Source organism: Polaromonas sp. JS666 (assembly GCF_000013865.1).
Lineage (GTDB): Bacteria > Pseudomonadota > Gammaproteobacteria > Burkholderiales > Burkholderiaceae_C > Polaromonas.
Genome location: NC_007948.1, coordinates 3,761,800 through 3,784,812, shown reverse-complemented (window position 1 = coordinate 3,784,812; position 23,013 = coordinate 3,761,800). Strand labels below are relative to the sequence as shown.

The following is a 23,013-nucleotide window of genomic DNA, read 5'->3' as shown; positions in this document are numbered from 1 at the left end:
CTGCGGCATTGAGTCTCGCTATGAATCTTCAAGGAAAGAGAGATGAACTTATTGCTGATAGTTTTTATCGTTTTTGGTGCCGCTTCATTGTTGTGCATCCTTATCTTGGCGATATTCAAATCCGAGCTGTACTTTTCTCATGCTTTCTTAAAAAATAGTCCAAAAATTTTCGGGCCTGATGCAGCACCTACTGATGAAATCATTTGTTACTGGGTAACAAAAATATTTTTAATTTGCTTCGTTTGTCTCCTTTCAATTTATTTATTCAACATGATGAGGAATTAATAATGATCGTGCCGGAGTGGTAACCCGTTAACCATAGGAGAAAAATAGATGTTGAGATGGATAAGAAATCATTCTGGCGCTTTTTTTATTTGGCCTTTCTTCCTAACACTGCTTGCAACTGTTTACTACTCGTTTTCAGTGGTCAAAAGAAATACAGGTCAACTTTGGCAGAGCGCTATATGGCTGGCCGCATTTGGTCTGGTTGTTGTTTTGATAATGCTGATACCTAACGCCTATGTTAAGAAAAATCTGCCAACAGATTTACGAGGAAAAGCATGGTCTGACATGAATGAACATGAATTTTCCCGATGTAGCGGATATGGGGCGGCTGGGCTTTTATTAGGTACGGCAAGTGTGATTGTCATCTCATCAATACTGGGTTGGTTAATTACTGTAGCTACTATTTTTTCTTTTTAAATAAAGGCGTTGTATGACTGAAGGTCCCTATCACCATCGCTGAGATAGCTTTCTCTTTAGGGGCTGCAGCGAATGATGCCTAGGCCTTCTTGTCGCAGTCGACGCGGTGAACGGCGAAAAGCGCGGCGCGATCTTCCCGGTGACGCTGGCTTTAAAAACCAAGCAGATCGATGTGAACGGCAAGCTGATTCAGCTGATGCCGAGGATGAACCTGACGGCGGAAATCAAGACTGGGCAGCGGCGAGTGATTGAGTATTTGCTGAGCCCGATTCAGCGGGCAGGCAATGAAGGTTTGAGGGAAAGATGATGCTGCTGTTTGAGCTGTAAGACCGTCACTGGCTCGACTTTACCCGCCGTGAAAATTGAACTTACTCACCAGTCCGAAATTAGAGCGACAAGTTGGGAACTTGAGCGAGAGGTGATAGTCTGATGGTGCATGAAAAGAGACGGCCGCACCCTGGACCACGCCACGCTGGAAGAATTTCGCCTGCTGGCGCTGCGCCGGGTGCGCGAAGGCGAGAAGCCCTCGGCGGTGGTGAGGTCCCTGGGCATGAACCGCACCTCGATCTACCGCTGGCTCAAAGCGGCATCGGGACGCGGCAAAGGAGAGCGGGCGCTGGCCTCGCGTCCTGCCACGGGACGCCCCTGCAAATTGACAGCGACCCAGCAAGCTCAGGTCTTTCGCTGGATCAACGGCAAGGACCCCAGGCAGTACGGGCTGGACTTCGGATTGTGGACACGCCAGATCGCAGCCACCCTGATCGAGAAAAAGTTTGGTCTGAAGCTGGGCGTCACGGCCGTCGGCAGAATGCTGGCCCGTCTGGGCTTGAGCCCGCAAAAGCCACTGCAGCGTGCCTACCAGCGCGACCCGCAAGCCATCGAGCGCTGGCAGCGCGAAACCTATCCGGGCATTGCGGCGGCTGCGCGGCAAAGCGGCGCAGACATCTATTTCTGGGACGAGTCGGGCTTTCGTGCCGACACAGTGCATGGCAAGACTTGGGGCGTCAAGGGCAAGACGCCCGTCATCGAGCGTCCCGGCCAGCGCCAGTCGATCTCGGCGGCCTCGGCGGTCAATGCCAAGGGGGGCTTCTGGTTTGCCACCTACCAAGGGGGTCTGACGGCAGAGCTGTTTGTAGTGTGGTGGTCAAGTTATTTCGGACACATCGATAGGTTGTTGAGTTGCCGATTTTTGCTCGAAGGCAATGGGTGACAAATTTCCCAGTTTTGAATGCAGTCGTTCACAGTTGTAGAAGCCGACGATGTAGTCAGCAACGTCGTTTGTGGCCTCACTGTGATTTGCGTAGTCTTTTTGCCAGACCCGTTCCATTTTCAAATTCAGGAAGAAACGCTCCATCACAGCGTTATCCCAGCAGTTGCCTTTTCGGCTCATGCTACCTACCAGCCCATGCTTTTTCAGCAGCGCCTGATGCGCGCTACTCGCGTACTGCGTGCCCCTGTCTGAGTGCACGATTAGCCCAGGACTGGGATTGCGCTGCGCAATGGCTATCTGCAAGGCCGTCGTCACCAGCGTAGCCTGCATATCTCCAGCAGTAGCCCAGCCCACGATCCTGCGCGAATGCAAGTCCAGCACTGCAGCCAGATACAGCCAGCCACTACGCGTGCGAATATAGGTAATGTCGCAAACCCAAGCCCGATCAGGTGCCGTTTGCTCGAACTGCCGGTCCAGCACGTTCGGCGAGACGGCCAGACCGTGCTTGCTGTTCGTGGTGTGCACAAACTTGCGCCTCCAGACCGAGCGCAGCCCATGGGCACGCATGAGGCTACGTACCCGGTGACGTCCCACGGTCACGCCTCGTGCGTGCAGCGCAGCACGCAATCTGCGGCTACCGTAAGCGCGGCCACTGGCCGCGAAAGCGGCTTGCAAATGAACGCTGGCTGCGCACACCACGGGTGCCTGCTGGCTGCGCTTACGCGCCGCGTAGTATCCGGAGCGGCTAATTTCGAGGATTCGGCACGTCTGGCTAACGGGCACTTGGGGGGTAGCCTTCTTTTGCAAGTCCTCAACGAGCTGGTAGCTCATTTGAGTTCGCGGGCAAAGAAGGCCGACGCTTTTTTTAAGATTTCGACATCGCCTCGCAGTTGCCTGTTCTCGCACTCCAACTGACGAATGCGCTGTTGCTCTGCCGTGATGGGTTTGCCAATGCCACTCTGGCCCGACTGCTCGGCTTCAAACTGAGTGAGCCAGCGTCTGACGGCGCTTTCCCCCAGATTCATGTCCTTGCAGACCTGGCCGATGCTCAGTCCTTGAGCTTTGATCATCTGAACCACCTGGAGCTTGAAGCTCGCATCAAAGGTTCTTCGGGATTTCTGATTTTTCACGTCTTGCGCCATTTAGGTTTGAAAAAACCTATCGTTGTGTCTGTTTAAATTAGACCACCACAGTAGAGATGCTCAAGAAAATGATGCGTGGGCGCACCAGTGCGGTTCACCTGATCGTGGACGGGTTGCCAGCCCACAAGAAAGCCAACGTCAAGGAGTACATCGCCAGTACCAATGGAAAGCTGACGATGCATGTTCTTCCGGGCTACGCGCCAGATTTGAACCCCGACGAGTTGGTCTGGAGTCATGTCAAGCGCACCGGTGTTGCTCGCAATCCGTTGCGTGCGGGCGAAAAGCTGGAGATTCGCGTCGAGCAGCAACTGCTAGATGTGAAGAAGAATCGTCGCCTCGTTCGTTCATTTTTCGAGGCTTCTTCTGTCGCCTATATTTCGGACTGCTGAGTAAGAAAGGGCTATTTATGAATCGATTGCAATTGTGGGCAACGAGTCGGCCGATAACTTCGGCGATTCTAATTTTTTTGATCTTAGCTATGTGTTGCATGCTTTTTATATGGAGAAAGCATGCAGAGTATTTAACGGTGTCAAGAGCTGAATGTCCGTCAGAGCACCGGTTCAAACGCGATTTATTTAATTGGACAAAGTGGGCTGGAATTACGCTAGCTCTGTTGAGTATCGCAATTCAATTCTGAGGTGAAATAAATCAACCACCTATGCGTGGGATAAACGGTCTGCGATGGTCTAGATGGTCTTTACGGCACGCATCTCCTGATGGGGATTCCGGCCAGTCTCCACCTGCAATACAGATGCCATGCGTGGGCTGATGTCGCCCGAGGCCGCCGTGCTGAGGTGTCAGGCCTTGGCGTGTGCCGCAGCCGCCGCCCGGGGCATGGCCATGGCCAGCGCGTAATAGGCAATGCCGCCAATGGCCACGCCAAAGAACCAGCCATAAATGCCCCACCAGGACGGCAGCAGGCTGGTGAAGTTGGGCAATATGCTGGAGAACATTGCGCCAATGAAGGTGGCGATGAGGGCATTGGGGTTCCAGCCGCCCTGGTAGCGGTATTCGCCGTCCTCGTGGTAGAGCGCTTCCACGTTGACCTCACCTTTGGCGATCAGGTAGTAGTCCACCAGGATGATGCCCAGCAGCGGCCCCATGGTGGCGCCGATGGCGCCGACAAACGTTGCCGCGTTGCCTTCCCAGGGCGCAAACGGGTAGAGCACCAGCGCGATGCCTGCCGCGATGTAGCCGCCGGTCTTGAAGCTGATCTTGCGCGGGAACACATTGGCAAAGTCAAAGGCGGGCGAGACGAAGTTGGCCACCACGTTGATGCCCAGCGTCGCCACGGCAAAGGTCAGCGCGGCCAGCAGCGCCAGGAACCAGCTGTCGAACTTGGCGGAAATCTGCTCGGGGTGCAGCAGCACCTCGCCATACACCTTGAAGGCGGCAATCGTCGTTACGCCAGCCACCAGCGAGAACAGGATCAGGTTGATCGGCAGGCCCCAGAGGTTGCCTTTCTTGACGGTGGCCTTGTCTTTGGCATAACGCGAGAAATCGCAGAAGTTCAGGTACAGCGCGGCGAAGTAGGTGATCCAGGTGGCGCCCACGGCCATCAGTGCCCAGAACGAGCCGGGCTCGCCGGGGACGCCGGCATCCTTGGTCTTGGCCAGCAGCACATCCTGCGGAATGCCGTGGTCAAACGAGAAGCCGCCGGCCTTGACGCATAGGCCCACGGCAAGCACCAGCATGGCCACCCACACCGCCGGGCCGGCCCAGTCCTGGAACTTGCGCACGGTTTCCATGCCGTTCTGGATGATCAGCAGCTGCAAGGCCCAGACGACGACGAAGCAAATCACCTCCAGGCCCGAATGGCCCAGCATATGCGTTGATTTGTGAAACGCCATGATGGCATCGGAGCGGGTGAGCAGGGCCACGATGGCGCCCGAGGCCGCGGCAGTTTGTGCGCCGTACCAGAAGCAGGCCACCACCGCACGCACCAGCGCGGGCAGGTTGGCACCCCACACGCCGAAGGAGGCGCGGGCCAGCACCGGGTAGGGAACGCCGGTTTTAACGCCGGCATAGCCGACCAGGTTCATCAGGAAAAAGATCACCATCGAGCTCAGGCCGATGGCCAGCAGAAAGTTGGTGAAACTGCCGCACAGCAGGAACAGGCTGGCTGCCAGGTAATAACCCCAGAGGCTGTGCACGTCCGAGGTCCACACATTGAAGATGCTGAAGGTGCCCCAGTTCCGCGTTTTTGCCGGGGCCAGGTCTTCGTTGTAAAGGTCGGGCGATGGGTTGCGAATGTCCATGGGTGATCTCCAATGCAGAGGGTGAATGCAGGGCCAGGGGGACGGGTTACAAACGGCTGATCGGCGGGCCGGTCAATTTTGTATACACGACTGTACTCAGAAATGAAAACTTCGATCCACGGGTTTACCCGTGGCCTGATGCTGCGGTGCAGCATGTTTCATGCCATTGGGCCGAGCGCGCTCCCTCGCTGCGCCGTGGGTCGGTCGGCAGCGTTTTTTGGTGAGCCTTCAGGGCAATGCCGGCGTGCCCAGTCTTACCGGCGTTATCGGTCTTGTTGGCCTTCCCGGCCGTTAATGCCGAGGAGCAGCCTTGCCGGTCAGTAGGCTGCGCTCGGGATGACCGCTTGTCCGGCGCCGGGCGAGATGAAATCAGCCGCCATGCGCCGAACCGCATTGGCATAGACCAGCACATCGACGCCGGTGGCCACAAAGGTGCAGCCCAGGGCCAGGTAGTGCCGTGCCAGCGCCGGGTCCGAGGTCAGCGAGCCCGCTGCCTTGCCGGAGGCGATGATGGTTTTCATGGCCTGCTCGATGGCCGCCTGCACTTCGGGGTGGCCCGGTTTGCCGCGGTGCCCCATGGACGCCGCCAGATCGGCGGGGCCAATGAACACCCCATCCACACCATCTGTCGCGCAAATTGCTTCCAGGTTTTTCAGCGCCGTGACGGTTTCCGCCTGCACCAGCAGGCAGACCTCGCTGTCGGCGTGGTCGAGGTAGTCGGTGCGCGCGCTCCAGCGTGAAGCGCGTCCCACCGCACTGCCTACGCCCCGGATGCCCCGAGGCGGGTAGCGCGTCGCGTCCACGATGGCCTGGGCCTGAGCGGCTGTGTCGACCATGGGTACCAGCAGGTTTTGCGCGCCAATGTCCAGCAGCTGCTTGATCAGCGGCACGTCGCCGGCTACCGCCCGCACGACCGGCTGGGAACGGTAGGGCGCCACGGCCTGCAGGGCGGCCAGTGTGCTGCGCAGGTCATTGGGTGCATGCTCGCCGTCGATCAGCAGCCAGTCGAATCCGGCGGTGGCGCTGACTTCTGCAAGATAGGGGTCGGCCATGGACAGCCACAGGCCGATTTGCTGTTGGCCACTGGCCAGTGCGGCCTTGAAGGGGTTGCCGGTGCTCATGAGTTCATCCTTTGAAATGGTCGTTGACGGTCATTGACGGAGTGCGGGCCGCGCGGCTGGGATCATCGTCTATCGGACATCCTGAGGCCGCGACGCGATCCCTCGTGTCCCTTGTCCAAAGCGTGCTGTCGCGAATGCCGACGATACCAGTCTCAGGGCAGTCTTGGGGCAGCCTTAGGGGCGCGGCGGTCAGCTCACAATGCCCAGGTGCCAGGGCACGAATTCGTGATCGCCCAGGCCCAGTGCCTCGCTTTTGGTCGGCTCGCCCGAGGCATGGCGCAGGATGGCCTCGAAAATCCGCTGGCCCATTTGCGGCACGTCCAGCTTGCCGTCCAGGATGGCGCCGCAATTGAGGTCCATGTCTTCCTCCAGGCGGGTGAACATGGGCGTGTTGCTGGCCAGCTTGATCGTGGGCGCCGGCTTGGAGCCGAACATCGAGCCGCGGCCAGTGGTAAAACAAATCAGGTTGGCGCCGCTGGCAATTTGCCCGGTCGAGGCCACCGGGTCGTAGCCCGGCGAATCCATGAACACGAAACCGTGGCGGTCGATGGGCTCGGCGTATTCATACACGGCCTGCAGCGGCGTGGTGCCGCCCTTCATGGCCGAGCCCAGCGATTTTTCAAAGATATTGGCCAGCCCGCCCGCCTGGTTGCCGTGCCCGACCACGCCATTGAACTGGGCGTTGTGGCCCGCCGTGTAGTGCTCCCACCAGGCCAGCCGGTCCAGCAGTTTCTGGCCGACTTCCGGGGTCACGGCGCGGCGGGTCAGCATGTATTCCACACCATGGATCTCGGGCGTTTCCGACAGGATGGCGGTGCCGCCGTGGCGCACCAGAATGTCCATGGCCGCGCCCAGCGCCGGATTGGCCGTGATGCCGGAGAAGCCGTCGGAGCCGCCGCACTCCAGGCCAATCTTCAAATGGCTGGCCGGCACGGGCTGACGCCGGGCGGCATTCGCTTCAGGCAGCATCTCCCGGATGGCGGCTATGCCGGCTTCAATGGTTACGCGGGTGCCGCCCACCTCCTGCATTACCAGCGTGCGCATGAGTTTGCTTTCAGGCAGGCCTTGCGATTCCACCAGCGACGCCACCTGGTTGCGCTCGCAGCCCAGCCCCACAATCAGCACCCCTGCCAGGTTGGGATGGCGGGCATAGCCGGCCAACGTGCGGCGCAGCACATCAAAATGTTCGCTGGGCGACGACATGCCGCAGCCGCTGGTTTGCGCAAAGGCGGCCACGCCGTCCACGTGTGGAAAGTCCGCCAGCCGCTCTGGCGTGAAGTGGGCCGCAATGTTCTTGATGACGGTGGCGGAGCAGTTGACCGACGACAGAATGCCGATGAAGTTGCGGGTGCCGACGCGGCCGTCGGGGCGCACAAAACCCATGAAGGTGGCGCGCTCGGCATCCGTCACATACTCGACTGGCCGCACGTCCTGGCCGAAAGCCGGGTCACGCTCGAAGTTCACCAGCGTCAGGTTGTGCGCGTGCACATGGTCGCCCGCCTCGATGTCGCGCGCGGCGATGCCGATCACGGTGTCGTACTTGATGATGCGCTCGCCCCCGGCGATGCGGCAGGCGGCGATCTTGTGACCGGCCGGCACCTGGGCGCGCGCACGCGCATCAATCTCCGGCAGCGCCTGGCCCAGTGCGAGCGGGGTCTTCGCCACCAGCACGTTGTCGTTGGCGTGCAGGCGGATCAGCGGACTGGCGGTGGGGGAAGGCATGGCTGGACTGGGAAGGTCTGGAAAGGTCTGGAAGGGGTGGGCTGAGTTGGGAAAGGCAACGCGGGTGGCGCTCAGCTCTTCATCAATTCCCTGAGCTTGAGCTTTTCAATGAGCACGGTTTCTTTCTGGTAGACGCTGGCCACATACTTCTCGTAGTCCGGGCCGTCCAGGTAAAGCACCGGTGCATCGATCTTGTCGGCGACCTGTTTGAACTCGGGGCTGGCCACGGCCACGCGAAACGCTTCGCGCAGTTTCTGGGTGATGGCCGGGTCCATGCCTTTCGGGGCGCCGATGCCGTTGGGCGCATCCACCACCACGTTGTAGCCCAGTTCCCTGAGCGTGGGCGCATCCTTGAAGCGTGCGGTGCGCCGTTCGCCCCAGGTGGCCAGCAGCTTGAGCTTGCCGGCCTCGACATGCGGTGCCCAGGAACTGGAGTCGGCCAGCAGGTCGACATGGCCGCCGAGCACCACCTGCAGCGCTTCGGCACCCCCCTTGTAGGGCACATGGTTGAACTGGACGCCCGCCGCCAGGGCGAACTCCTCCATGCCGACGTGCGTGGCGCCGCCGATGCCCGCATGGGCATAGGTCAGCTTGCCGGGGTTGGCTTTGGCAAAAGCCACGACTTCCTGCAGCGACTTGAAGCGCGAGTCGGCCGGGGCGGCAATGCCGAAGGTCTGGCCCGAGGTGCGCGCCAGGTAGGTGAAATCCTTGAGCGGGTCCAGTTGCAGTGTGCCGAGCTGCGAGAAACGCGTGACGGAAATCGGTATCTGGCCGATGGTGTAGCCGTCGGGCCTGGCAGAGGCCATGGCCTTGGTGCCAATCATGCCGGAGGCGCCGGCCTTGTTTTCAACCGCGATGGACTGGCCCAGCACGCGCGCGGCGATCTGGCACAGTGCGCGCATGGACTGGTCCGCCGTGCCGCCGGCCGGCCAGGGGCAGATGAAGGTGATCGGCCGGTCGGGATAGGCCTGCGCCTGTGCGCGCAAGGGGTTCATGAGTGCCAGTGCCCCGACGCCCGTAGCGGCGGCGCCGATGAGCAGTTCGCGGCGCCTGACCCCGGCGGGAAGGGTGGAAATTTTCATGTTTGTCTGCCTCGGGTGGATGGATACGGATGAAATTCTTATGCAGCGTCTTATGGCCGCGTCTTATGCCGCGTCTTATGCCGCGTCTTATGCAGCGATTCTTGCCCGATTCTTCATAACAATCTAATCGAATAGTGGAATAGCTTCATAGCCTCTGGGTTAATATGAACCATGGCCCAGATTGACCGTGTCCTTCGCTCCAACATCAAACTGCGCCACCTGCAACTGATGGTGGCGCTGGACCAGTTTCGCCATCTGGGCCGAACGGCCGAGTTCCTGTCGGTCAGCCAGCCGGCCGTCTCGAAAATGCTCACCGAGGTCGAGAGCATGCTCGACCTGACGCTGTTTGAGCGCTCCACGCGCGGCACGGTTCCCACATCCAGCGGCCAGGCCATCGTGCGTTTTGCGCGCTCGGTGCTGGCGGAATACGAACGCACGCGCGATGAAATTGCAGCGGTGGCCAGCGGGGCGGCGGGCCGCACCCGCGTTGGTGCCATGGTGGTGGCCATGCCGGTCCTGCTGGCCGGTGCGGTCAAGTTGCTCAAGCAGCGTTCGGCGCAGGCCACGGTGCTGGTGGAGGAGGGCGACCTCACGCACCTGCTGCCCAAACTGCGCCTGGGCGAACTGGACCTGTTTGTCGGCCGGCTGGAGCCTGGCTACGCCGCGCCGGACCTGGTGACCGAGGCGCTGTTCAACGAACCGATGAAGGTGGTGGTCAGGCGCGGCCATGCCCTGGCGCGGCGCAAAACCCCGGGCTGGGCCGATCTGGCCGCCATGCCCTGCGTATTGCCGCCGCCCTGGGCTTCACTGCGTGTGAAGATCGAGCAGACTTTCTTTCGCCACGGGCTGAACCCGCCGGTCGATATTGTCGAGACCTCGTCCTTCCTGGTGCTCAGCACTTTTGTGCAGCAGCGCGAGGCGGCCGGTTTCCTGGCGCGCTCGGTGGCCCTGCACTTCGAGAGGGAGGGCCTGTTTGACATTTTGCCCATCGAGGTACCGATTGAGCTGCCCCCCATCGGCCTCATCACCGTGCGGGGGCGGCGGCTGACGCCGAGCAGTGAGCAATTGATGGACTGTTTGCGCCTGGTCGCCGAAGACGTTCACAACGAAGAGAGTCAGACGCCGGGCCAGAAATCGACACGGGCCGCGGTGCTTAAGCCGGCACAGAAGCTGGCAAAGAAAGGGAGCAAGCAAGCCAGTAGCGCCAGGAGTGCCAGGAGTGCCAAGGCAACTGGCGCGTGATAGCGGCGTACCGGGCTTCGCGCGGTTCCGCTGCGCTATCGAGTCAATTCACCTCTACCGCAAACAGCCCGCCCGACCACGGCGCGATGGCCAATGCATCGAGCGATACCGGCTGCCTGGCCGTCGTCACCTAGAGCTAACGTGCGCTGCGCGCACATGAGCCTGTGCCGAAACAGAATGCCGGCGCTAATGCACTAATGCGCCACCGGGCCGAATTTCATTCGACCCGTCCGAGCAGCAGGAACTCCATGAGTGCCTTCTGCACGTGCATCCTGTTTTCCGCCTCGTCCCACACCACGGACTGCGGCCCGTCAATCACGTCGGCTTCGACCTCTTCGCCGCGGTGCGCGGGCAGGCAGTGCATGAACAGGGCATCGGGCTTGGCGGCCCGCATCATGTCGGCATCGACGCACCAGTCGGCAAAGGCTTTCTTGCGCGCTTCGTTTTCGGCTTCATAGCCCATGCTGGTCCACACATCGGTGGTGACCAGGTCGGCGCCGGCGCAGGCCTGCATCGGGTCCTTGAACACCTGGTAGCTTTCGGCCGAGCGGATACCGGCAATGGACTGGTCGACCTCATAGCCGCCAGGTGTGCTCACATGCACCTTGAAGCCCAGGATTTCGCTGGCCTGCAGCCAGGTGTTGGCCATGTTGTTGCCGTCGCCCACCCAGGCCACAGTCTTGCCCAGGATGGAGCCGCGGTGCTCGATGTAGGTGAAGATGTCCGCCAGGATCTGGCAGGGGTGGAATTCGTTGGTCAGGCCGTTGATGACCGGCACGCGCGAATGCTCGGCAAAGCGGTCGATCTTGGTCTGCTCGAAGGTGCGGATCATCACCAGGTCGACCATGCGGCTGATGACCTTGGCGCTGTCTTCAATCGGCTCGGCGCGGCCCAACTGGCTGTCGCCGGTGGTGAGGTGCACCACGCTGCCACCGAGCTGGTACATGCCGGCCTCAAAGCTGACGCGGGTGCGGGTCGAGGCTTTTTCGAAAATCATTGCCAGCGTGCGGTCCGCCAGCGGCTGGTGCTTTTCGTAGGCCTTGAATTTTTTCTTGATGACCGCCGCCCGTTCGAACAGGTAGGCGTATTCGCTGGCATTCAGGTCGCTGAACTGCAGGTAGTGTCTGATGGGCCTGGCCGCGGTGCTTTTCGCTTCGGCTGATTCGCCGGCCCCGGATTTCGTTGCCTTGGTCGCGCTCTTGGTCATGCTTTCTCTTTCAATAACTGCTTGATCAGCGGGACCACAATCGCCACGACTTCATCGGCTTCGGCGGTGGTCATGATCAGCGACGGCACCAGGCGGATCACGGTGTCGGCCGTCACGCTCAGCAGCAGGCCTTTCTCGGCAGCGCGGGCAAGCAGTTCCCCGCAAGGCTTGGTCAGCTCAATGCCCAGCATCAGGCCGCGGCCGCGGATTTCCTTCAAGCCCGGCTCGTCGGCCAGCTCGCGCGTCAGCGCCGCCCGCAGGTGGTCGCCCACCTTGACCGCATTGGCCAGCAGGCCTTCTTCTTCCATGATGCGCAGGGTTTCCACGCCGGCGCGCATGGCCAGCGGATTGCCGCCAAAGGTCGAGCCGTGGTTGCCGGGGCTAAAAATATGGGCAGCCTTGGGGCCGGCCACCACCGCGCCGATCGGCACGCCCGATCCCAGCCCCTTGGCCAGCGGCATGACATCGGGCTTGATACCGGACCACTGGTGGGCAAACCATTTGCCGGTACGGCCCATGCCGCACTGCACTTCGTCGATCATGAGCAGCCAGTCGCGCTCGTCGCAGAGGGCGCGCACCTCCCGCAGGTACTCGTCCTTCATACTGTTGATGCCGCCTTCCCCCTGGATGGCTTCAAAGAACACGGCGACCACGTTGGGGTTGCCGACCGTGGCGGCCTTCAGGGCCTCCAGGTCGTTGAGCGGCACACGGATGAAACCTTCGACCAGCGGGCCAAAGCCGGCTTGCACCTTGGGGTTGCCGGTGGCGCTCAGGGTGGCGATGCTGCGGCCATGGAAGGCTTTTTCATAGACCACGATCTCCGGCCTCTCGATGCCCTTGTCATGGCCGAACTTGCGCGCCAGTTTCAACGCGGCCTCGTTGGCTTCAAGGCCGGTGGAGCAGAAAAATACGTTCTCCAGGCCCGACAGCTCCACCAGTTTGGCCGCCAGCGTTTCCTGCAGCGGCACATGGTAGTAGTTGGAGGTATGGATCAGCCGGCCGATCTGCTCCTGCAGCGCGGGCACCAGTTTCGGGTGGTTGTGGCCGACGGTGTTCACGGCAATACCGCCCAGCGCGTCCAGGTAGGACTTGCCGTTGACGTCCCAGACGCGGCAACCTTGGCCATGCGACAACGCGATGGGCAGGCGGCCATAGGTGTTCATGACGTGGGGTGAGGCGGCTTCGATGGGCTGGGGCAGGGCTGCGTTCATGGCAAAAACTCCGGGCAAGGCAGGGAACAGGCGGCCGCCGGGAAGCCGACGGGCATGCGGCAATTTTAGGCGCAGACTTTGCGGGCTTTTGTGACGATAGTGCATCACAGCAATGTGCAGAATTGGAGTGACAGTCAGGACTTGAGTCTTATATAAGATACAATCATGGTGCGGTGCAGCATGGCGCAATACCCCCAGCTCCTGGCACGCGACAAACCCTCCATCAGATGGTCTCCAACTCCGCCAAAGAAGTCTTTATTCAGGGCATTACCCGAGACGGCAAAACCTTCCGGCCCAGCGACTGGGCCGACAGGTTGTGCGGTGTGATGAGCCAGTTCCGTCCCGGCGGGCCGCAGCCGGGCAGCCATCTCACCTATTCGCCCTGGTGCGTCCCCACGGTCATCAATGGCCTCAAGTGCGTGGTCGTCAACGCCGAGTTGCGCGATGTCGAACCCATGGCCTGGGACTTTGTGATCAACTTTGCCAAGGACAACGAACTGCAGGTGGCTGAAGCCTGCCTGATTCCCGATAAGCCGTAAAGCGGCGGCGCGGGCACGATGCGCGGTTGCCGCATACCCGCTCGCTACGCTTTCAGGCTCACCCAGCCGCAACCGGAGCAGAAAACAAAAAAGCCGTCTTTCGACGGCTTTTTGCTTTGCTGCAGCGCACCCTACAAAACGGCGGACCGAAAAATCAGTCCGGGCGGTTTGCCTGATTGATCAGGCTGATCAGGCGGCCTTTGCGGGGGCCAGTGCCAGGGCTTTCACCTTGGCGGACAGGCGGCTTTTATCGCGCGCTGCCTTGTTCTTGTGGAAGATGCCTTTGTCGGCCACGATGTCCACAATGCTCTGGGCCTTGGCGAACAGGTCTTTGGCCTTGTCCTTGTCACCGGCTGCAACGGCTTTTTCGACGTTTTTCACAGCGGTACGGTATTTGGAGCGCAGCGAGGTGTTCGCAGCGTTGAGTTTGGTGTCCTGGCGGACGCGTTTGCGGCCCGACGCAAGGCGCGGGTTCTTTTTCTTGGGTTTGGCGGTGGCCATATATAGTTTCCTTTAATCCTGGGGAGGAGTCTGTGGATGTTGCAGCAAACCTAGCATTATATACCCCCACGGTCGTGCACTTCGTGTCACTCCCTCCCCCCGAGGGGGCCGCTGCGCCTGCGGCCCGGCGAAGCCGGTTCCGCGGCCCCTGCTGGTGAAGAGGTCCTCGCTGATCGCCAAGTAGGCCTTAGGCGACGGTGGCGCAAATCACGTCACGGCGCGCAACGCAGAACTTCAAGGTCGAGCCGCGGAACCGGCTCTGCCGGGCCGCAGGCGGGCGGCCCCCTCGGGGGGCAGGGAGCTACACGCAGTGAGCGACCGTGGGGGCTATAAACTCCACGGGTGTCACTTTTCAAAGCCGCCTCCACCGTTTCCCTGCTCACCCTGGTTTCCCGGATCACCGGTTTGGTGCGTGAACTGCTGATTGCCTCAACTTTTGGCGCCAGCGCCATGACCGACGCCTTCAACGTGGCGTTTCGCATCCCCAACCTGTTTCGCCGCCTGTTTGCCGAGGGCGCCTTCAGCCAGGCCTTTGTGCCGGTGCTGGCGGCCAGCAAGGCCAAAAACGGCGACGCCGAGACCAGGCTGTTGATCGACCGGGTTGCGACGCTGTTGACTTGGGCGCTGCTGCTGACCTGCGTGATCGGCGTGGCGGCGGCGCCGGTGCTGGTCTGGGCCATGGCCAGCGGCCTGAAGCAGGAACCGCGCGGCTTTGAAGCTGCTGTCTTCATGACCCGCTGGATGTTCCCCTACATCGCCTTCATGTCGCTGGTGGCGCTGTCGTCCGGCGTACTCAATACCTGGCGGCGTTTTGCGGTGCCGGCGGCGACGCCGGTGCTGTTGAACCTGGCCATGATTGCGGCCGCCTGGCTGGGCGCGCCCTGGTTCCGGGCACAGGGCATCGAGCCGGTCTACGCCCTGGGCGCCGGCGTGATGCTTGGTGGGGTTTTGCAGTTGGCAGTGCAGGTGCCGGCCTTGCTGCGCCTGGGCCTGCTGCCAAAAATTGGCTTCAATTGGGCGCTTATCCAGGCTGCCTGGGCGGACACGGCGACAAAAAACATCGCCACACTGATGGTTCCCGCCTTGCTGGGTGTCAGCGTGGCGCAGATTTCCCTGCTGATCAACACCCAGATTGCCTCGCACCTGACGCCTGGCAGCGTGAGCTGGCTGACCTATGCCGACCGGCTGATGGAGTTCCCGACGGCCATGCTGGGCGTGGCCATCGGTGTGGTGCTGATGCCACAGCTGGCGGCCGCCAAGGCAGCCGGCGACGCTGCCAAATACTCGGCCATGCTGGACTGGGGCCTGCGCATCGTGGTCGTGCTTGCCGTGCCTTGCGCCGTAGCCCTGCTGACCTTTGCACAGCCGCTGGTCGCGACGCTCTACCACTACGGCGCTTTTACCGACCGGGACGTGCAGCAGACCACGATTGCGCTGATGGGCTACGGCGCAGGCCTGCTGGGCCTGGTGGCCATCAAGGTGCTGGCGCCGGGTTTTTATGCCAGCCAGGACATCCGCACGCCTGTGCGCATTGCGGTGGTGGTGCTGGTCATCACGCAATTGCTCAATGTGGCGCTGGTGCCTCTTTTGCAGCACGCCGGGCTGGCGCTCGCCATTGGCATCGGGGCGCTGATCAATGCGCTGTGGCTGCTGGTGGGCCTGATGCGGCGCGGCAGTTACACGCCTGCGCCTGGCTGGGGTGCTTTCGCCTGCCAGGTCCTCGCCGCCAGCGCCTTGCTGGCGGTGTTTTTGCTGTGGGCCGCAGGCCGGGTGAGCTGGACCGGCCTCAAAAGCGCCTATTTGGAACGAATTTGGTTGCTAGCCCTTGTTTTGTTGGTGTCGGCAGCTATTTATTTTGTAGCGCTCTGGCTCTCCGGGCTGAAGTTGCGCCAGCTGGTCAGGCGCTGATCCGGCCGGCGCGGTTGGTCCAGCCTGCCTTTGGTCGGCTGGGACGAACCGGGGGTATTCCTGATCCCCACAGGGGTGTCAGTTTGTGAGAAAGTAGTGCCATGCAATTAAATCTGGCCGTACCGTCCCCGTTGCAGTATTTCTCCAGTCTGGTGCAAAGCGATGAGCATTTCCCGCTGCTGGAAACCGCCATCAGCCTGGCCCAGGATGAATACCCTGACCTTGACGTGCAGCAGGTGCTGGGCGATGTGGACCAGTTGCTGGCCCGCCTCAAGCGCCGCCTGCCGGCGGACGCACCCGCGCTGCAACGCCTGCGCGCGCTGAACCAGTTTTTTTTCCATGATCTGAGTTTTGGCGGCAATGTCAACGATTACTACGACCCCGACAACAGCTACCTGAACGCCGTGCTGCGCACCCGCCGCGGCATTCCCATCACGCTGGCCGTGCTGTGGCTGGAACTGGCCTTGGGGCTGGGCCTGAACGCGCGCGGGGTGGCCTTTCCGGGGCATTTCATGGTCAAGGTCAATTTGCCCAAGGGCCAGGTGGTGATTGATCCGTTCAGCGGGCAGTCCCTGAGCCGCGAAGAGCTGGCCGAGCGGCTGGAGCCGTTCCGCCAGCGCGGCAGCATGGCGGAAGAGTTCGAGGTGCCTATGGGTCTGTACTTGCAGTCTGCGCCGCCGCGCGACATCATCAGCCGCATGCTGCGCAACCTGAAGGAAATCCATAAAACCCAGGAAGACTGGCCGCGCCTGATTGCCGTGCAGGACCGCCTGATCGTGCTGCAGCCCGACGCCTGGCCCGAGTACCGTGACCGCGGGCTGGCCTGGGCAGCGCAGGGGGAAGCGACCCGTGCAATATCCGACCTGGAAACCTACCTGGCGCATGCCGAGGACGCACTGGACATTGACGCGATGAGCGAGCGCGTGTCCCAGTTGCGGGGAAAACACTGACTTGACCTGGGGCGCCCGGCCGGCCAAAGGGATCGGTGACCGCCTCAGGATCGTGTCCTCTCATTCTCCCTTTGTCAGGTGCTCCAGAGTTGGGTGCCGCGCCAGCGCCAGAGCATGGCCAGCGCCACCAGGCAGAAGGCCGCGCCAGCGGCAAAGGTCACCGGTGCGCCGAGCTGGTCCCAGAGCACCCCGGCCAGCGTGCTGGCCAGCAGCATTGCCAGGCCGCTCATCAGGTTGAAAAAACCGAATGCCGTGCCGCGCAGGTCAGCCGGTGCGGCGTTGGTCACCATGGTGGCCAGCAAACCCTGGGTCATGGCCATGTGCAGGCCCCACAGCGCGATGCCGGCCCCTATCCACGCCATTGGCCAGGTCCAGTGGCTGCTGGAGGCCAGCAGCACATCGGCGCCAATCAGCACCACCAGCCCCCAGGCCAGCAGTGTGGTGTGGCTCACCGAGTCCGACAGCTTGCCAAACGGGTAGGCGCCCAGGGCATAGACCACGTTCATCCCGATCAGCACCAGCGGCGTGTAGGCGACCGGCAGGCCGCCCTGCAGCGCCCGCAGCAGTAAAAACGCTTCACTGAAGCGCGCCAGCGTGAACACCGCGCCGATGGCAACCACCCGCCAGTACGGTCCGCTCAGGCGCTTCAGGTTGTCTTTGCTGATCGGGTTGAGCCGCGGTGCCTGCCTGCCTGTCGCGGGCTCGCGCACGCCGAACAGCAGCAGGGCCACGGCCAGAAAGCCCGGAATGATGGCCACCCAGAAAATGGCCCGAAAGTCATTGGCCCAGAGCAGCATCAGGCCCATGGCGACGAGCGGACCGAGAAAGGCCCCCACGGTATCGAGCGACTGGCGCAGCCCGAACGCCGCGCCGCGCAGGCTGGGCGGCGCCAGATCGGCCACCAGTGCATCGCGCGGGGCGCCGCGCAGGCCTTTGCCGACGCGGTCGATCAGGCGGGCGGCCAGCACCATGCCGGTGGTCGTGGCCAGGGCAAAGAGGGGTTTCGACAGCGCACCCAGGCCGTAGCCGAGCACCGCCAGCGGTTTGCGCTTTCCCCAGTAGTCGCTGAGCACGCCCGAGAACACTTTGACGATGAGCGCCGTGGCTTCGGCAAAGCCCTCGATCAGGCCGACGGCCCACATGCTGGTGCCCAGCACCGTGACCATGAAGACCGGCAGCAGGCTGTGGATCATCTCGGAAGAAATGTCCATGAGCAGGCTGACAAAGCCCAGCGCCCAGATGCCCGCCGGAAGACGCTGCGAGTGGCCGGGTTTATCAGCCATGGGCCGTGGGCTTTACCGGAAGCGCTTGTTGCCGGCCAGCCATCGCAGCCGGATCAGCCGACGATGACGGCGGCGCCCTCGCCGCGGGGGGCAATCACGCCAATCTCATAAACCTGTTCACCGGCGTCGCGCAGGGTTTTGGCCGTGGCCTGGGCGTTGGCGGCATCCACCACGACCACCATGCCGATGCCGTTGTTGAAGGTGCGGTTCATCTCAAAGTCATCGATGCCGGCCGTCTTTTGCAGCCAGGCAAACAGCTCCGTTTGCGGCCAGCTGCCTTTTTTGAGGTGGGCCGCCGTGCCCTCGGGCAGCACGCGTGGGATGTTTTCCAGCAGGCCGCCACCGGTGATGTGGGCCAGCGCCTTGATCGGATGCGCGGCCAGCGCGGCCAGCACGTTTTTGACGTACAGCCGGGTCGGCTCCATCAGGGCCTGCTTGAAGGGCTTGCCGTCCAGCGTGGCGGGGCGGTCGGCGCCGGCACGCTCGATGCATTTGCGCACCAGGCTGAAGCCGTTGGAGTGCACGCCGCTGCTGGCCAGGCCCAGCACCACATCGCCGGGCTGCACTTCCTTGCCGGTCAGGATCTTCGACTTTTCCACGGCACCCACGGCAAAACCGGCCAGGTCGTACTCGCCCTCGGGGTACATGCCGGGCATTTCGGCGGTTTCGCCGCCAATCAGCGCGCAACCGCTCAATTCGCAGCCTTTGGCAATGCCGCCGACCACCGCCGCGGCGGTGTCCACATCGAGCTTGCCGCAGGCGAAGTAATCCAGGAAAAACAGCGGCTCGGCGCCTTGCACCAGTACGTCATTGACGCTCATCGCCACCAGGTCGATGCCGACGGTATCGTGCATGTTCCATTCAAAGGCCAGGCGCAGCTTGGTGCCCACGCCGTCCGTGCCGCTCACCAGCACCGGTTCCTTGTAGCGCTTGGGCACCTCAAACAGCGCGCCAAAACCGCCAATGCCGGCCAGCACGCCTTCGCGCATGGTTTTCTTGGCCAGCGGCTTGATGCGTTCAACCAGGGCGTCGCCTGCGTCAATGTCAACGCCGGCGTCTTTGTAGCTCAGGGGAGAAGAGGAGGAGGTGGTCATGGGGTGGGGCTCTGATGCGATGGGGTGCGGTCGGTCGGGTGGGCGGGGGCTGCAGTCTGGAGCAGCCCTGCAAGCCCGATAGAATTCAGCCTTAGATTCTAAAGGCTGCGTGTCTGGGCCCTGCCAAACTCTCTGGCAGACCCTGACCAGCCTCCTCCGGCAAGCTCAACGCAAGGCTTTATGCAATTCACCCACACCCAAAAAAGCGTCGCCGCCTGGTGCCTGATTGCGGCGCTGGCCGTTGTCGCGCTGTGGCTGCTGGGCCCGGTGCTGACGCCTTTTGTGGTGGCGGCGGTGCTGGCCTATGCGCTGACGCCGCTGGTGAACAGGCTGGACAGCCTCGGCAAGGGCCGCCTGCCGCGCGTGGTGGCGGTGTTGCTGGTGGAGTTTTTGTTTATCGTGGTGCTGCTCGGCCTGTTTCTGCTCATCGTGCCCATCATGGCCAAGGAACTGCCGCTGCTGCGCGAACAGGTGCCGCTGCTGGCGGACCGCCTCAACACCGAATTGGCGCCATGGCTGGCGAAGTTCGGCTTTCGGGTGTCGCTCGACGTGGCCAGCATCAAGGCCTTTGTGCTCAAGTACCTCAACGCCAATTTTGAGGACGTCTTCGGTTCGCTGCTGTCCTCGCTCAAGCTCGGCGGCAGCGTGGCGCTGGCCATCATGGGCAATGCCGTGCTGATCCCGGTGGCACTTTTTTACCTGCTGATGGACTGGAACAGCTTTGTCGCCCGCGCGCTCGAACTGGTGCCGCCGCGCCTGCGCGAGGGTTTCGACAGCTTCACCAGCGAGGCCGATTCGGTGCTGGGTCAATACCTGCGCGGACAGTTGCTGGTCATGCTGATCATGGCCGTTTTCTATGCCACTGGGCTGGCGCTGTTTGGCCTGGACCTGGCGGTACCCATCGGCGTTTTTACCGGGCTGGCCATGTTCATTCCCTACCTGGGTTTTGGCTTGGGGCTGGTGCTGGCGATGCTGGCCGGCGTGCTGGAATTCGCCTCCCTCAAGGCGCTGGTCATGGTAGCGGTGGTGTATGGGCTGGGGCAGGTGATTGAAAGCCTGTACCTTACGCCGCGGCTGGTGGGGGAGCGCATTGGCCTGCACCCGCTGGCGGTTATCTTTGCCTTGCTGGCATTTGGTCAGATGTTCGGGTTTGTCGGCGTGCTGGTGGCACTGCCGGTAAGCGCCGTGTTGCTGGTGGGTATTCGTCGCCTCAAGGCCAGCTACATCGCCAGCAGGCTTTACACGGCCTGAGGGCTTCCATGGGCAGACGTGAAACCGGCAGCGTGCAGGCATGAAACAGATAGCGCTTGATATCGGGCTGGCCTCCGCCCCGTCGTTTGCCAATTTCTTTGGCGGACCGAACGAGGCGGCGCTTAAGCACCTGGAGCTTTGGGCTGGCAACACCCTGCGTTCACCGGTGCCGACCTACCTGTGGGGCGAGCCGGCCAGCGGCAAAACCCATTTGCTCCGGGCCGTCAGCGAGGCGCTGCGGGAGCAGGGCGCCCCGGTGGGCTGGATGGATGCGTTCGTGCTCGAACCGCCGGAATTCAGCGAATCCTGGGCCGCCGTGATTCTGGACGACTGTCATCTTTACACGGCGGTGCAGCAGCAGGCCGCGTTCAACTGGTTTGTCAATGCTCTTAATTCGGCCGATGGCCGACCGCGCTGGGTGCTGGCGGCCGGCTTGGTGCCGCCCGCCGATCTGGCCTTGCGTGAGGACTTGCGCACGCGGCTGGGCTGGGGTCACGTGTTTGCCCTGCAGGCCCTGACCGAAGCGGAGCGCCGTGCCGTGCTCAGGCGCGAAGCCGATGCGCGCGGTGTGTTTCTGGGCGATGACGCCATGGACTTCATGCTGACACGGTTTTCGCGCGACCTCGCAAGCCTCATGCAACTGCTGGACCAGCTCGACAGCTACGCCCTGCAAACCAAGCGGGCCATCACGATCCCGCTGATCAAATCCATGCTGGAAAACGGATAAGTACTCGGATAAGTATTGCTCTATACAACAAATATTAATTTGTTGTATAGTTCGGGCCATGCTCCTGCATGCTGAACTTCCCCTTTCTGCCCAGACGGCTTATGCCCAACTGGCGGACGTGGCGACTTCGCTGGAGCTAAACCGCAGCATCGAAAACCTGCATGGCAGTTTTTCGCGCAAGACGGTGCAGGGTGCGGTGTACTGGTATTTTTCCTATCGCGACCTGAACGGACAATTGCGCCAGCTCTATGTCGGGCCCGACACCGATGCCGTCCGCACGGCGGTCGAGCGCGCCCGGAACCCCACCATCAAACCGGACGCGGCCCTGTCGCCGCTAGCCAAGGCCGCAGTGGCTCTCGGGTGCGCCCCGGCCCTGCCCAAGCATGTACGCGCGGTCCGTCGCCTGTCCGACTATGGTTTTTTTCGCGCCGGCGGGGTGTTGGTCGGCACGCACGCTTTCATCGCTCTTGGCAACATGCTGGGCGTCAAATGGTTTGCTGGCGGGGCGACTACCGACGTGGATTTCGCGCACGCCGGCAAGAATATCTCGGTCGCGCTGCCGGCGAATGTGCAGATTGACGTGCATGCCGCGCTCACGAGCTTTGAACAGGGCTTCATACCGCTGGTCCAGCTCAGTGGAGGTGCGGGTGCTTCCTACAAGCTCAGCGGGGATCCGGAATTCCAGATCGATTTCCTGACTTCGGCTCACCGGGGTGGCGACGGGCCTATCGTCATACCGAACCTCAATGTCGGCCTGCAGCCGTTGCGTTTCATGGAGTTTTCCCTCGAAAGAGTGACGCAGGCGGTGCTGGTTGACCGCAACGGCGGCGCCGTGACGGTGAGTATTCCCGCGCCGGAACGTTACGCGGTGCACAAGCTGCTGATCGTGGGTGAGCGGTCGGGGGCCATGCGGACCAAGGCCAACAAAGACTTGCAGCAGGCAGCGGCCTTGTTTGATTACCTGCTGGCGACGCAGCCGGAAAGTCTGCATGATGCCTGGCGCGACGCGCTGGATCGCGGCCCTGACTGGCGCAAACGGGCGCTGGAGGGTCTGATTGCCCTGCAGCGGGTGCATCCCGAGCTCAAGTTGGGAGAGATGTTGACAGGAGTCGTGACGTGAAAATTTCCACAGTGCCACCAGAAAAAAAATTACCCCATCCGGACAGCAGCGAATCGTACGTGGCGAAAAGCGCCGGGGCGCGCATTACTTTGTTCGACCTGGATCACACACTGATCCCGATCGATTCGGATTACGAATGGGGCGAGTTCACCATTGCGCAAGGCTGGTGCGAAGCCACCGAGTTCAAGCGCCGCAACGCTGAATTCTTTGCACAATACCGCGCCGGCACGCTCGACATCCACGCCTATGTGCGCTTTGCCACACGGGCCATCCGCGAACAGGGTGTTACTAAATCAGTAGCTGCCCACGCCAGTTTCATGCGGGATGTCGTTCAGAAGATCATTACGCCGCAAGCCCAGGCGCTGGTTCAGCAGCACCGCGAGGCCGGTGACGAGCTGGTGATCGTGACGGCCACCAATGAGTTCGTGACCCGCCCGATTGCCGAGGCTTTTGGGGTGAAGGAACTGATCGCGGTTGAACTGGCGCGTGACGCCCAGGGCCAGCTGACCGGTGAAATCAAGGGCACCCCCTCCTTCCGGGAAGGCAAGGTTGCCCGCGTGGAGCAATGGCTGGCTGCCCGCGAACTGGGCTGGCACGATGTGCACACCTGCTTTTACACCGATTCCCTCAACGATCTGGCGCTGCTGGAGAAGGTGAGCTGCCCGGTGGCCACCAATCCGGATGAACGCCTGCGGGCCATCGCCACCGAGCGCGGATGGCGCATACTTGACCTGTTCTAATTG

General features: G+C 61.9%; 20 protein-coding genes and 2 pseudogenes. 12 read left to right on the top strand and 10 right to left on the bottom strand.

Annotation, left to right across the window (positions count from 1 at the left end; genetic code table 11):
- The first annotated feature begins 333 nt into the window (after positions 1-333).
- From BPRO_RS29700 to BPRO_RS17885, 3 genes and pseudogenes are all read left to right on the top strand, one after another.
- Positions 334-702 carry a hypothetical protein gene (locus BPRO_RS29700; RefSeq protein WP_011484484.1) on the top strand — a complete coding sequence of 123 codons (369 nt, stop codon included), beginning with the start codon at positions 334-336 and terminating at the stop codon, positions 700-702.
- Between the two features lie 106 nt (positions 703-808).
- A complete protein-coding gene (locus BPRO_RS30785) occupies positions 809-1,009 on the top strand; it encodes a hypothetical protein (protein ID WP_041388925.1) in 201 nt (66 codons plus the stop codon).
- A 129-nt stretch (positions 1,010-1,138) separates the two neighbouring features.
- Positions 1,139-1,837: pseudogene (locus BPRO_RS17885) on the top strand (IS630 family transposase); the annotation flags it as partial.
- A 9-nt stretch (positions 1,838-1,846) separates the two neighbouring features.
- On the opposite strand, the gene BPRO_RS17880 reads toward BPRO_RS17885, so the two are convergent.
- Positions 1,847-3,054 (bottom strand): IS3 family transposase gene (locus BPRO_RS17880; RefSeq protein WP_232291426.1). Its coding sequence is split into 2 segments (ribosomal slippage): positions 1,847-2,769 and positions 2,769-3,054, totalling 1,209 coding nucleotides; the frame shifts between segments, so codons are not numbered across the junction.
- Positions 3,055-3,104: 50 nt separating this feature from the next.
- Here BPRO_RS17880 and BPRO_RS17870 point away from each other — a divergent pair.
- Positions 3,105-3,443 (top strand): annotated as a pseudogene (locus BPRO_RS17870) (transposase); the annotation flags it as partial.
- A 408-nt stretch (positions 3,444-3,851) separates the two neighbouring features.
- Here BPRO_RS17870 and BPRO_RS17865 read toward each other — a convergent pair.
- The 4 genes from BPRO_RS17865 to BPRO_RS17850 all read right to left on the bottom strand — a co-directional run bounded on the left by BPRO_RS17865 (position 3,852) and on the right by BPRO_RS17850 (position 9,237).
- Positions 3,852-5,312, bottom strand: coding sequence for an NCS1 family nucleobase:cation symporter-1 (locus BPRO_RS17865; RefSeq protein ID WP_011484480.1), 1,461 nt, complete (start codon positions 5,310-5,312; stop codon positions 3,852-3,854).
- 317 nt (positions 5,313-5,629) lie between these two features.
- Positions 5,630-6,433 carry a 4-hydroxy-2-oxoheptanedioate aldolase gene (hpaI, locus tag BPRO_RS17860; RefSeq protein ID WP_011484479.1) on the bottom strand — a complete coding sequence of 268 codons (804 nt, stop codon included), beginning with the start codon at positions 6,431-6,433 and terminating at the stop codon, positions 5,630-5,632.
- Between the two features lie 189 nt (positions 6,434-6,622).
- Positions 6,623-8,155, bottom strand: a complete 1,533-nt coding sequence (locus tag BPRO_RS17855; RefSeq protein WP_011484478.1) for a UxaA family hydrolase — start codon at positions 8,153-8,155, stop codon at positions 6,623-6,625.
- 71 nt (positions 8,156-8,226) lie between these two features.
- Positions 8,227-9,237 carry a Bug family tripartite tricarboxylate transporter substrate binding protein gene (locus BPRO_RS17850; RefSeq protein ID WP_011484477.1) on the bottom strand — a complete coding sequence of 337 codons (1,011 nt, stop codon included), beginning with the start codon at positions 9,235-9,237 and terminating at the stop codon, positions 8,227-8,229.
- A 171-nt stretch (positions 9,238-9,408) separates the two neighbouring features.
- On the opposite strand from BPRO_RS17850, the gene BPRO_RS17845 reads away from it, so the two are divergent.
- A complete protein-coding gene (locus BPRO_RS17845) occupies positions 9,409-10,479 on the top strand; it encodes a LysR substrate-binding domain-containing protein (RefSeq protein WP_011484476.1) in 1,071 nt (356 codons plus the stop codon).
- Positions 10,480-10,696: 217 nt separating this feature from the next.
- Here the strand turns inward: BPRO_RS17845 and argF are convergent, their stop codons facing one another.
- Together argF and BPRO_RS17835 are read right to left on the bottom strand one after the other, a co-directional pair.
- Complete coding sequence (argF, locus tag BPRO_RS17840; protein WP_011484475.1) at positions 10,697-11,686, bottom strand: ornithine carbamoyltransferase; 990 nt, start codon at positions 11,684-11,686, stop codon at positions 10,697-10,699.
- Entirely contained in the window at positions 11,683-12,897 is a 1,215-nt protein-coding gene (locus BPRO_RS17835) for an aspartate aminotransferase family protein (RefSeq protein WP_011484474.1), read from the bottom strand. The genes argF and BPRO_RS17835 overlap by 4 nt, the downstream gene beginning before the upstream one ends.
- Before the next feature lie 227 nt (positions 12,898-13,124).
- Here BPRO_RS17835 and BPRO_RS17830 point away from each other — a divergent pair, with 227 nt between their 5' ends.
- Positions 13,125-13,436, top strand: a complete 312-nt coding sequence (locus BPRO_RS17830) for a DUF3579 domain-containing protein (protein ID WP_011484473.1) — start codon at positions 13,125-13,127, stop codon at positions 13,434-13,436.
- Between the two features lie 189 nt (positions 13,437-13,625).
- On the opposite strand, the gene rpsT is transcribed toward BPRO_RS17830, so the two are convergent.
- Positions 13,626-13,937 (bottom strand): 30S ribosomal protein S20, encoded by a 312-nt coding sequence (gene rpsT / locus BPRO_RS17825; protein WP_011484472.1) that lies wholly within the window; start codon positions 13,935-13,937, stop codon positions 13,626-13,628.
- A gap of 342 nt (positions 13,938-14,279) precedes the next feature.
- On the opposite strand from rpsT, the gene murJ reads away from it, so the two are divergent.
- Together murJ and BPRO_RS17815 are read left to right on the top strand one after the other, a co-directional pair.
- A complete protein-coding gene (murJ, locus tag BPRO_RS17820; protein ID WP_011484471.1) occupies positions 14,280-15,845 on the top strand; it encodes a murein biosynthesis integral membrane protein MurJ in 1,566 nt (521 codons plus the stop codon).
- A 101-nt stretch (positions 15,846-15,946) separates the two neighbouring features.
- Positions 15,947-16,795: a SirB1 family protein gene (locus BPRO_RS17815; protein WP_011484470.1), complete on the top strand. Its 849-nt coding sequence runs from the start codon at positions 15,947-15,949 to the stop codon at positions 16,793-16,795.
- A gap of 74 nt (positions 16,796-16,869) precedes the next feature.
- Here BPRO_RS17815 and BPRO_RS17810 read toward each other — a convergent pair whose 3' ends face one another.
- Complete coding sequence (locus BPRO_RS17810) at positions 16,870-18,078, bottom strand: MFS transporter (RefSeq protein WP_011484469.1); 1,209 nt, start codon at positions 18,076-18,078, stop codon at positions 16,870-16,872.
- 53 nt (positions 18,079-18,131) lie between these two features.
- Complete coding sequence (gene purM / locus BPRO_RS17805; protein ID WP_011484468.1) at positions 18,132-19,172, bottom strand: phosphoribosylformylglycinamidine cyclo-ligase; 1,041 nt, start codon at positions 19,170-19,172, stop codon at positions 18,132-18,134.
- A gap of 180 nt (positions 19,173-19,352) precedes the next feature.
- On the opposite strand from purM, the gene BPRO_RS17800 reads away from it, so the two are divergent.
- From BPRO_RS17800 to BPRO_RS17785, 4 genes are read left to right on the top strand one after another with little or no spacing between them, the layout of a single operon-like run.
- The gene (locus tag BPRO_RS17800) at positions 19,353-20,423 is read left to right on the top strand and encodes an AI-2E family transporter (RefSeq protein ID WP_011484467.1); all 1,071 of its coding nucleotides are present in this window, start codon (positions 19,353-19,355) and stop codon (positions 20,421-20,423) included.
- Between the two features lie 40 nt (positions 20,424-20,463).
- On the top strand, positions 20,464-21,150 hold the full coding sequence (gene hda, locus BPRO_RS17795; protein WP_011484466.1) for a DnaA regulatory inactivator Hda: 687 nt from the start codon (positions 20,464-20,466) through the stop codon (positions 21,148-21,150).
- A gap of 58 nt (positions 21,151-21,208) precedes the next feature.
- Positions 21,209-22,270, top strand: a complete 1,062-nt coding sequence (locus BPRO_RS17790; RefSeq protein WP_011484465.1) for a GSU2403 family nucleotidyltransferase fold protein — start codon at positions 21,209-21,211, stop codon at positions 22,268-22,270.
- Positions 22,267-23,010 carry an HAD family hydrolase gene (locus BPRO_RS17785; protein ID WP_011484464.1) on the top strand — a complete coding sequence of 248 codons (744 nt, stop codon included), beginning with the start codon at positions 22,267-22,269 and terminating at the stop codon, positions 23,008-23,010. The genes BPRO_RS17790 and BPRO_RS17785 overlap by 4 nt, the downstream gene beginning before the upstream one ends.
- Positions 23,011-23,013 lie beyond the last annotated feature (3 nt).

Coding starts and splice junctions, on each gene's coding strand:
- argF (WP_011484475.1), bottom strand. CDS start 11,686: ATGACCAAGAGCGCGACCAAGGCAACGAAATCCGGGGCCGGCGAATCA.
- BPRO_RS17835 (WP_011484474.1), bottom strand. CDS start 12,897: ATGAACGCAGCCCTGCCCCAGCCCATCGAAGCCGCCTCACCCCACGTC.
- BPRO_RS17850 (WP_011484477.1), bottom strand. CDS start 9,237: ATGAAAATTTCCACCCTTCCCGCCGGGGTCAGGCGCCGCGAACTGCTC.
- purM (WP_011484468.1), bottom strand. CDS start 19,172: ATGACCACCTCCTCCTCTTCTCCCCTGAGCTACAAAGACGCCGGCGTT.
- BPRO_RS17800 (WP_011484467.1), top strand. CDS start 19,353: ATGCAATTCACCCACACCCAAAAAAGCGTCGCCGCCTGGTGCCTGATT.
- BPRO_RS17845 (WP_011484476.1), top strand. CDS start 9,409: ATGGCCCAGATTGACCGTGTCCTTCGCTCCAACATCAAACTGCGCCAC.
- BPRO_RS17815 (WP_011484470.1), top strand. CDS start 15,947: ATGCAATTAAATCTGGCCGTACCGTCCCCGTTGCAGTATTTCTCCAGT.
- BPRO_RS17790 (WP_011484465.1), top strand. CDS start 21,209: ATGCTCCTGCATGCTGAACTTCCCCTTTCTGCCCAGACGGCTTATGCC.
- hda (WP_011484466.1), top strand. CDS start 20,464: ATGAAACAGATAGCGCTTGATATCGGGCTGGCCTCCGCCCCGTCGTTT.
- hpaI (WP_011484479.1), bottom strand. CDS start 6,433: ATGAGCACCGGCAACCCCTTCAAGGCCGCACTGGCCAGTGGCCAACAG.
- BPRO_RS17855 (WP_011484478.1), bottom strand. CDS start 8,155: ATGCCTTCCCCCACCGCCAGTCCGCTGATCCGCCTGCACGCCAACGAC.
- BPRO_RS17865 (WP_011484480.1), bottom strand. CDS start 5,312: ATGGACATTCGCAACCCATCGCCCGACCTTTACAACGAAGACCTGGCC.
- BPRO_RS17810 (WP_011484469.1), bottom strand. CDS start 18,078: ATGGCTGATAAACCCGGCCACTCGCAGCGTCTTCCGGCGGGCATCTGG.
- BPRO_RS17830 (WP_011484473.1), top strand. CDS start 13,125: ATGGTCTCCAACTCCGCCAAAGAAGTCTTTATTCAGGGCATTACCCGA.
- BPRO_RS29700 (WP_011484484.1), top strand. CDS start 334: ATGTTGAGATGGATAAGAAATCATTCTGGCGCTTTTTTTATTTGGCCT.
- rpsT (WP_011484472.1), bottom strand. CDS start 13,937: ATGGCCACCGCCAAACCCAAGAAAAAGAACCCGCGCCTTGCGTCGGGC.